Genomic DNA, 6,310 nt, shown 5'->3' with positions numbered 1-6,310 from the left:
CCAACTCCCCGCGCCCGCTGACTCGCCCACACCCAGCGGCTAAGCAGGCAACGTGCCAGCGGACGTGGCGTGCGCTGGCTGCCTCACGGATCCTTAAGAGAGGGCCTGAAACAGGTCCGGCGGGGCTCACGGTGGCCGGAAAAAATGCCCGGCCTGGGAAGTTTGTTTCCCAACCTGACCCTGCAGAAAGCTCCACCTGTTGCCGGGGTGCCTCCGCGTTCCTAGCTTGCGCCCGGTCTGATTCATGGACCTTCGTGTGGCGGGAGGCGTGGCGTGTACTGGACCATGGGCATCATCTTGATGGTGTTGTGGGTGATGGGGCTGATCACCGGTTCGACGGAGGGGCAGTGGGTGCACCTCCTCCTGGTGTTCTCGCTCATCGCGTTCGTGCTGGCCGTCGCGTCGCTGGGGCGCCGGCGGGGGCTGGCGTGAATCTGCCGGAGCTGGACATGGCGTGGCTGGAGCTGCCGCGGGACAAGGCGGGCTTCGTGCGGCGCGAATGTCCCCGCTGCCAGCGCTCCTTCAAGACACGGCCCAGCCGCCACGACGCGGGGATGCTGCAGCGGCTGCTCGCGGGCTATTTCCCCTTCGAGAACCTCCACGAGGCCTACACGGCGGAGGAGCTGCCCGCGTGGCACTGCCTGTACTGCGGCCACCGCGCGCTGCCGGACGCGTGGCTCACGCCGGAGCAGTCCGCGCACGTGGAGCAGATGGCGCGCGCGTGGGCGAACCACGTGCGGTACGAGCAGCTGGCGTACGTGCAGCGCACGCTGTCGCAGAACCCGCGGCCCACCTTCGTGTCGGTGGCGCCGGAGCCGCTGCCCCGGCCGCTGCCTCCGGACGAGGAGCTGCTGCGCACGCTCCCCATGGTCTGCTGTGGGGAAGAGGTGCAGGCGTCGTGGGACTGGGATCAGCCCATGGTCTGTCCGCGCTGCGGCGCGCACCACGGCGGGCTTTCCGGCCGCCAGCAGGTGCACCTGGAGTTCGTGCGCGAGTAGGGAAGCCCGGCCGGATCATCCCGGAGTGGACGCGCGGGGCGCGCGGAGGGCAGGCTCCTTCGCGCGATGAAGCCGTTCCCCGCAGCCCGGGTGGTGTTGCTGGCCCTGGTCCTGCTGGGGCCGGCCGCCGTCCACGCCCATGAGGTTGAGGTCGCGCCCGCTGCGGTGGACGGCTTCGCCGGCTGGGTGGGCGAGGGCATCCGCCACATCCTGGCGGGCGCGGATCATCTCCTGTTCCTCTTCGCCGTATTGCTGGTGGGCGGCTCGTTCCGGCGGATCCTCCTGCTGGTGACGTCCTTCACGCTGGCGCACTCCCTGACACTGGCGGTCACCGCGCTGGGCTGGTGGACGCTGGACGCGCGGGGCACGCGGTGGGCCGAGGCCGCGATCGCCGCTTCCATCCTCTACATGGCGCTGGAGAACCTGCTGCTGCGCCGGCACGGGCACCGCGCGGGGCTCACCTTCCTGTTCGGCCTGGTGCACGGGCTGGGCTTCGCGAGCGTGCTCGGCGGCTACGGACTGGGAGCCTCCGTGGTGCCGGCGCTCGTGGGCTTCAACCTGGGCGTGGAGGTAGGGCAGGCGGTGGTGGTGGCCTTCCTGGTTCCCGTGCTGCGCATCGTCCAGCGCAGGCCCCGGTTGCACTCGAAGGTTGTGCGCCTGTCATCCATCTGCCTCGCGGGGGTGGGGCTTTATTGGATGGTTGCTCGTGCGGTCGGTTGAATTGCCCCAACAGCGTCCCTAGCTTGCGTTGACGAGGGTGGGGGAGGGACGCTGATGGGTGCGAGGCATACCCGGTTGGCCGCTGCACTGGCCGCCGCGTGGGAGGCGGAAGTGGTGTCAGCTCGTCGCATGACGGGGCTGGCGGAGCGCATGAACGATGCGCGGGTCCGGGCGCGCCTGATGGTCCTGGCCGCGTTCTGCCGCGCCCATGCGTCCCGGCTGCTGGCCCGTCTGGCGGCGCTGGGACGCGGGCCGCTGCCGGTGCCTCCAGAAGAAATCGATCTGGATCCGGACACGGTGCTGGAGCTGCGCCGCGAGGGGGCCTTCGCCCGCGCGTCGGCCGCGCGCTACGAGACCACCGCGGAGATGGCGCGCCAGCACGCGGACCTGTCGTCCGCGTGGGTGTGCGAACTGAACCGGACCGAGGAGCAGGACCGCGCCCGGGAGCTGCTCGCCCTGGCGGAAGGCGCCCTGGCGGCGGTGCGGCGGGGCGAGTCCCAGGCCGTCGCGGCCCCCGCGGACTCCTGAGGGAGAGGGCCGGACCGGGCGCTTTGGAACGCGCTCGGCCGGTGACAGTCCCGGCGTCTTGGGCGTATGACTCCGTCCATGGCGAAGGAGAGCTACAACGATCTCATCTTCCAGCTCGGCGACCTGGCCCGGGACGTCCTCCCGGGCAAGCCGAACTGCCCCCGCTCCATGGAACGCGTCTACCGCGCCGAAGAGGTGCTGGAGGCGCGCCGGGATGAGCTGGCGGCGCTGGAAGCGGAGATGAACGACGAGGACGTGGCCTATCAGGACTCCCTGGCGCAGCACGAGGACGAGTGCGCCGCCCAGAAGGAGATCACCGGCCGCTTCCAGAAGGCCGTGACGGCGGTGGAAGGCAAGGTGAAGGGGCTGCGCAAGACGCTGGACACGCGCCGCGCCGACCTTCGCTACGCCATCGCGGGCCTCAAGAAGCTGGAGGCGAAGCTCGCGGACCTGGAGATGACCACCCAGGATCCGGTGAAGCTGGACACCGCCCGGCAGAATCTGAAGAAGAACCGCATCGCCCAGATGCGCTTGGCCCGCGAGGTCGAGGACTGGGAGGCCCAGCTGGCCACCGCCCTCACGCCCACCCCGGGTCAGCCCGGCGCGGCGGGCATCCTGGCGCACAAGCGCCTGATCGAGCTGGAGGACGCCGCCGCGGAGCAGAAGCTCCAGCACGACGCCCGGATGGCGGAGCTCGACCAGGCCATCGCCGCCAAGGAGGAGGAGATCAAGGGCGCGGAAGATTATCTGGATCAAGCCCTGTTCCTCCTCGGCGAAGAGGTGTATGCCCAGCGCATCGCGGATACGCAGCTCAACCCCTTCTACCCGCGGTTGGATGTCGCGCAGTGAGGGGGACGCCCACCCTTGGTGCTTGACGTAGGGGACGTGTTTGCTATCTTGCGCCGCTTCCTGGCGGCCGCGGGTACGCGTGTAGGCCAGTTCAGTTCATTGATTTCATTGGGCTTTCAGCGCCACGGGCGCTCGCTGTGAGGACGACGTGAAGGGTCTGATTGGCAAGAAGATCGGCATGACCCAGGTGTTCAACGACGAGGGCAACCTCGTTCCGGTGACGGTCATCGACGTCAACACCTGTCTGGTGGTCGGCAAGCGCACCCCGGAGAAGGATCAGTACTCCGCGGTGACCGTGGGCTTCGGCGCGATTCGCGAGAAGATCCTGAACAAGCCGCAGCTCGGCTTCTTCAAGAAGGCCAGCGCCACCCCGCGCCGCCACCTGCGTGAGTTCCGCGTCACGGCCGAGGAGGCCGCGGGCTTCAACGTGGGCGACGCCATCAAGGCGGACATGTTCTCCAAGGGCGAGCTGGTGGACGTCACCGGCATCACCAAGGGTCGCGGCTTCTCCGGCGTCATGCGCCGCTGGAGCTTCAAGGGTTCGCAGACCAAGACCCACGGTACGCACGAGTATCAGCGTCACCCGGGCGCCATCGGTCAGCGTAAGACGCCGGGCCGTACGTACCCGAACAAGAAGATGCCGGGTCACTACGGCGTCGAGCGCGTCACCACGCAGAACCTGACCGTGGTGGACGTGGACGTGGAGAAGGGCCTCGTGCTCGTGAAGGGCGCGGTCGCCGGCCACAACGACGGCATCGTCATCGTGCGCCCCTCCATCAAGGTTGCCATGCGCGCGCAGCACAAGGCCGCGCGGTAGTTCTTGAGCCACGGACCGCCGGGGCGCTTCACCGCGCCCCGTTCGACGCCCCGCTTCCGGCACCTTCGGGTCCCGGGCGGGGCGTTCGTCGTTTCCAGCCTCCGCTGCGTGCGCGTGCGTGCGCGCGTGCTGTTTCGCGGTGTGGATGGGGCCGGAGGGCTCGCATCCCCGTGGAAACGTTGAGTGCTGGTCGCCCTGGGGCCAAAGGGCGAAAACTTTACCGACTGCCGCTGGGATCCGCTTGCGGTGAAGGGGCGCCGTGCTCACATGGCTGTCCCACGCCGGAGCCTCGCCGTCCAAGCAGACGGGTTGCCCTCCGGATCACCCAACGGCCCACCCCCGGGCCGGGCAGGAGATATGAAAGCACGCACGCTTCGCGTCTTCGCCGCGCTGAGCCTCTCGCTGACGGCGCTCGGCGCCGCCGCACAGGAAGACGGCGTCCTGGACACGGCGGTCGTCCGCAACCGGCTCTACAAGCCCGCGGGCCATCCGGAGCTGTCCCTGTCCGTGGGCCTGCCAGTGCAGACGCACCTGACGGCGCACTACTTCTTCGACGTCGGGTTGGCCTACAACCTCTTCGACACGTTCGCGCTGGAAGCCCGCGCGGGCTACGCCGCCAGCCGCCACACGGGCCTGGCGCGCTCCATCTCCGAGTCCTTCCTGGACCGCGAGGACAAGCGCGTCACGGACGAACTTGAGGACATGTGGCGGATGGGCCTGCACGGCGTCGTCGGCGCCCGGTGGGCTCCCATCTACGGGAAGATCTCCCTCGTCGCGGACATCCCGGTGCACTTCCAGACGTACCTCTGGGCGGGCGGCGGCCTCACCAACCTGAAGCGCCAGTCGGTCATCCAGTGCACCCAGGTGGTGGACCGGGCCGCGGGCGTCTGTGACAACCGCACGGACGTGACGGACCGGGGCAGCGCCACGGAGAACTACTGGGTGAAGGAGTCGCGCGTGGCGCCGGTGGTGTCCGCCGCGCTGGGCTTCCGCTTCTTCATCAAGGAGCAGCACGGCATCCGGCTGGAGCTGCGCGACTGGATCTTCAAGGACAGCTACCGCGTGAACCTGCTGCGCGACGACTGGGAGGCCGGCAAAGCCACCGGCGAGCCCGCCGGCAGCCCGGGCCTCACGCACCTGGTGCAGTTCGACCTCGGCTACACCTTCTCCTTCTGACCCCTTCCTATGCGACCCTTCCGTTCCATCGCGCTCCTCGTCGCCGCGGTGCCTGCCCTCGCGTTCGCGCAAGGCGCCGCCCCGGCGCAGCCGCCGGCCGCTCCGGGTCCGGATGCGACCGCGCCGGCCTCTCCTTCACCCGCGGAACCGCCGGAGCGTCAGCGCACCGAGCGCGCCGCGCCCGCGGTTCCCCAGTCGTCTCCGGAAGCCGCGCCGGCCCGGCCGTCCGCGCCCGCCACCCCTGACGAGGACGACACGGGCAGCACGCCGTCCTCCCAGTCCACGGAGGCCCAGGCGCCAGCCGCCACCGCGCCCGCGGACGCGCCGGTGCTGGACTCCGGCGAAGCGCCGCGCACCACGGACGCGCAGCAGCAGCGGCTGGTGAATGGCGCGCCGCTCTACAACCCGAACGTCAACGTCCACATCGTCCAGAAGAAGCGCTTCGCGGACGAGGGCAAGCACGAGCTGGTGCTGTACCCCGCCGTCGTCCAGGTGAACGGCAAGTTCACCAACCACGCGGGCACCGCGCTGCACTACGTCTACCACCTGCAGGAGAACTTCGCCCTCCAGGTGGGCGGCCAGTACAACTGGTACTCCGACGAGAGCGACTTCAACCTGGAGCTCATCGACAAGGTGCGCGAGCAGGCCCAGGCCGCGTCGTCGCTCCTGCTCCAGTGGGGCGCGCACGCCGGTGTCGAAGTGACGCCGCTCTACGGCAAGTTCGCCTTCTTCAACAACTCGCTGGCGCAGTTCAGCGTGGTGCTCAGCGGCGGCGCGGGCATCGGCAAGACGCGCCACCTCATCCGCCCGGAAGTGGCCAACGAGGTGGAGGGCCAGACGTACCAGGTGCCCGCGCGCTTCGGCGACACCGGCAACAAGTTCCTGGGTGAGGTGGGCGGTGGCTTCCGCGTGCAGTTCGGCGAGTCCTACGCCATCCGCCTGGAGGTGCGCGACCTCATCTACACGGCTCGCGTGGACAAGGTGGACGGCTGCAACCTGGCGGACTTCGAGGCGCTGGAGGCCGCGCGCGCCGCCAACCAGCCCTTCGACGGCCTCAACCTCAGCGGCAGCTGCAAGGTGGCGAAGTTCGACGGCGTGGACCCGAAGACGAAGAAGAACTACCGCGAGGACATCATCCTCGGGCGGGACCTCGTCGCCGAGCCTTCGTCGGACGTCCTCAACAACGTCAGCTTCTACGCTGGCTTCTCGGTGCTCTTCTAGC

8 protein-coding genes are annotated in these 6,310 nt (G+C 69.3%); all 8 read left to right on the top strand.

The genetic code is table 11. From position 1 onward, the window contains the following. Nucleotides 1–273: 273 nt before the first annotated feature. Nucleotides 274–432: a lmo0937 family membrane protein gene (locus D7W79_RS13330; RefSeq protein ID WP_120525751.1), complete on the top strand. Its 159-nt coding sequence runs from the start codon at nucleotides 274–276 to the stop codon at nucleotides 430–432. Then, on the top strand, nucleotides 429–998 hold the full coding sequence (locus D7W79_RS13325; protein WP_244221749.1) for a hypothetical protein: 570 nt from the start codon (nucleotides 429–431) through the stop codon (nucleotides 996–998). The genes D7W79_RS13330 and D7W79_RS13325 overlap by 4 nt, the downstream gene beginning before the upstream one ends. Before the next feature lie 66 nt (nucleotides 999–1,064). Beyond that, complete coding sequence (locus D7W79_RS13320) at nucleotides 1,065–1,718, top strand: HupE/UreJ family protein (RefSeq protein ID WP_120525750.1); 654 nt, start codon at nucleotides 1,065–1,067, stop codon at nucleotides 1,716–1,718. Nucleotides 1,719–1,832: 114 nt separating this feature from the next. Further along, nucleotides 1,833–2,246, top strand: coding sequence for a hypothetical protein (locus tag D7W79_RS13315; RefSeq protein ID WP_223743187.1), 414 nt, complete (start codon nucleotides 1,833–1,835; stop codon nucleotides 2,244–2,246). A 78-nt stretch (nucleotides 2,247–2,324) separates the two neighbouring features. Continuing rightward, nucleotides 2,325–3,095 carry a hypothetical protein gene (locus D7W79_RS13310; protein WP_120525749.1) on the top strand — a complete coding sequence of 257 codons (771 nt, stop codon included), beginning with the start codon at nucleotides 2,325–2,327 and terminating at the stop codon, nucleotides 3,093–3,095. A gap of 148 nt (nucleotides 3,096–3,243) precedes the next feature. Then, a complete protein-coding gene (gene rplC, locus D7W79_RS13305) occupies nucleotides 3,244–3,912 on the top strand; it encodes a 50S ribosomal protein L3 (RefSeq protein ID WP_120525748.1) in 669 nt (222 codons plus the stop codon). 357 nt (nucleotides 3,913–4,269) lie between these two features. Continuing rightward, nucleotides 4,270–5,088, top strand: a complete 819-nt coding sequence (locus tag D7W79_RS13300; RefSeq protein ID WP_120525747.1) for an outer membrane beta-barrel domain-containing protein — start codon at nucleotides 4,270–4,272, stop codon at nucleotides 5,086–5,088. A gap of 9 nt (nucleotides 5,089–5,097) precedes the next feature. Beyond that, a complete protein-coding gene (locus D7W79_RS13295) occupies nucleotides 5,098–6,309 on the top strand; it encodes an outer membrane beta-barrel domain-containing protein (protein WP_120525746.1) in 1,212 nt (403 codons plus the stop codon). The last annotated feature ends 1 nt before the right edge of the window (nucleotide 6,310 follow it).

It is taken from the genome of Corallococcus exercitus (genome assembly GCF_003611585.1).
Taxonomy (GTDB): domain Bacteria; phylum Myxococcota; class Myxococcia; order Myxococcales; family Myxococcaceae; genus Corallococcus; species Corallococcus exercitus.
Note: the sequence above shows the minus strand (reverse complement) of the source record. Positions and strands in the feature narration are given on the sequence as shown.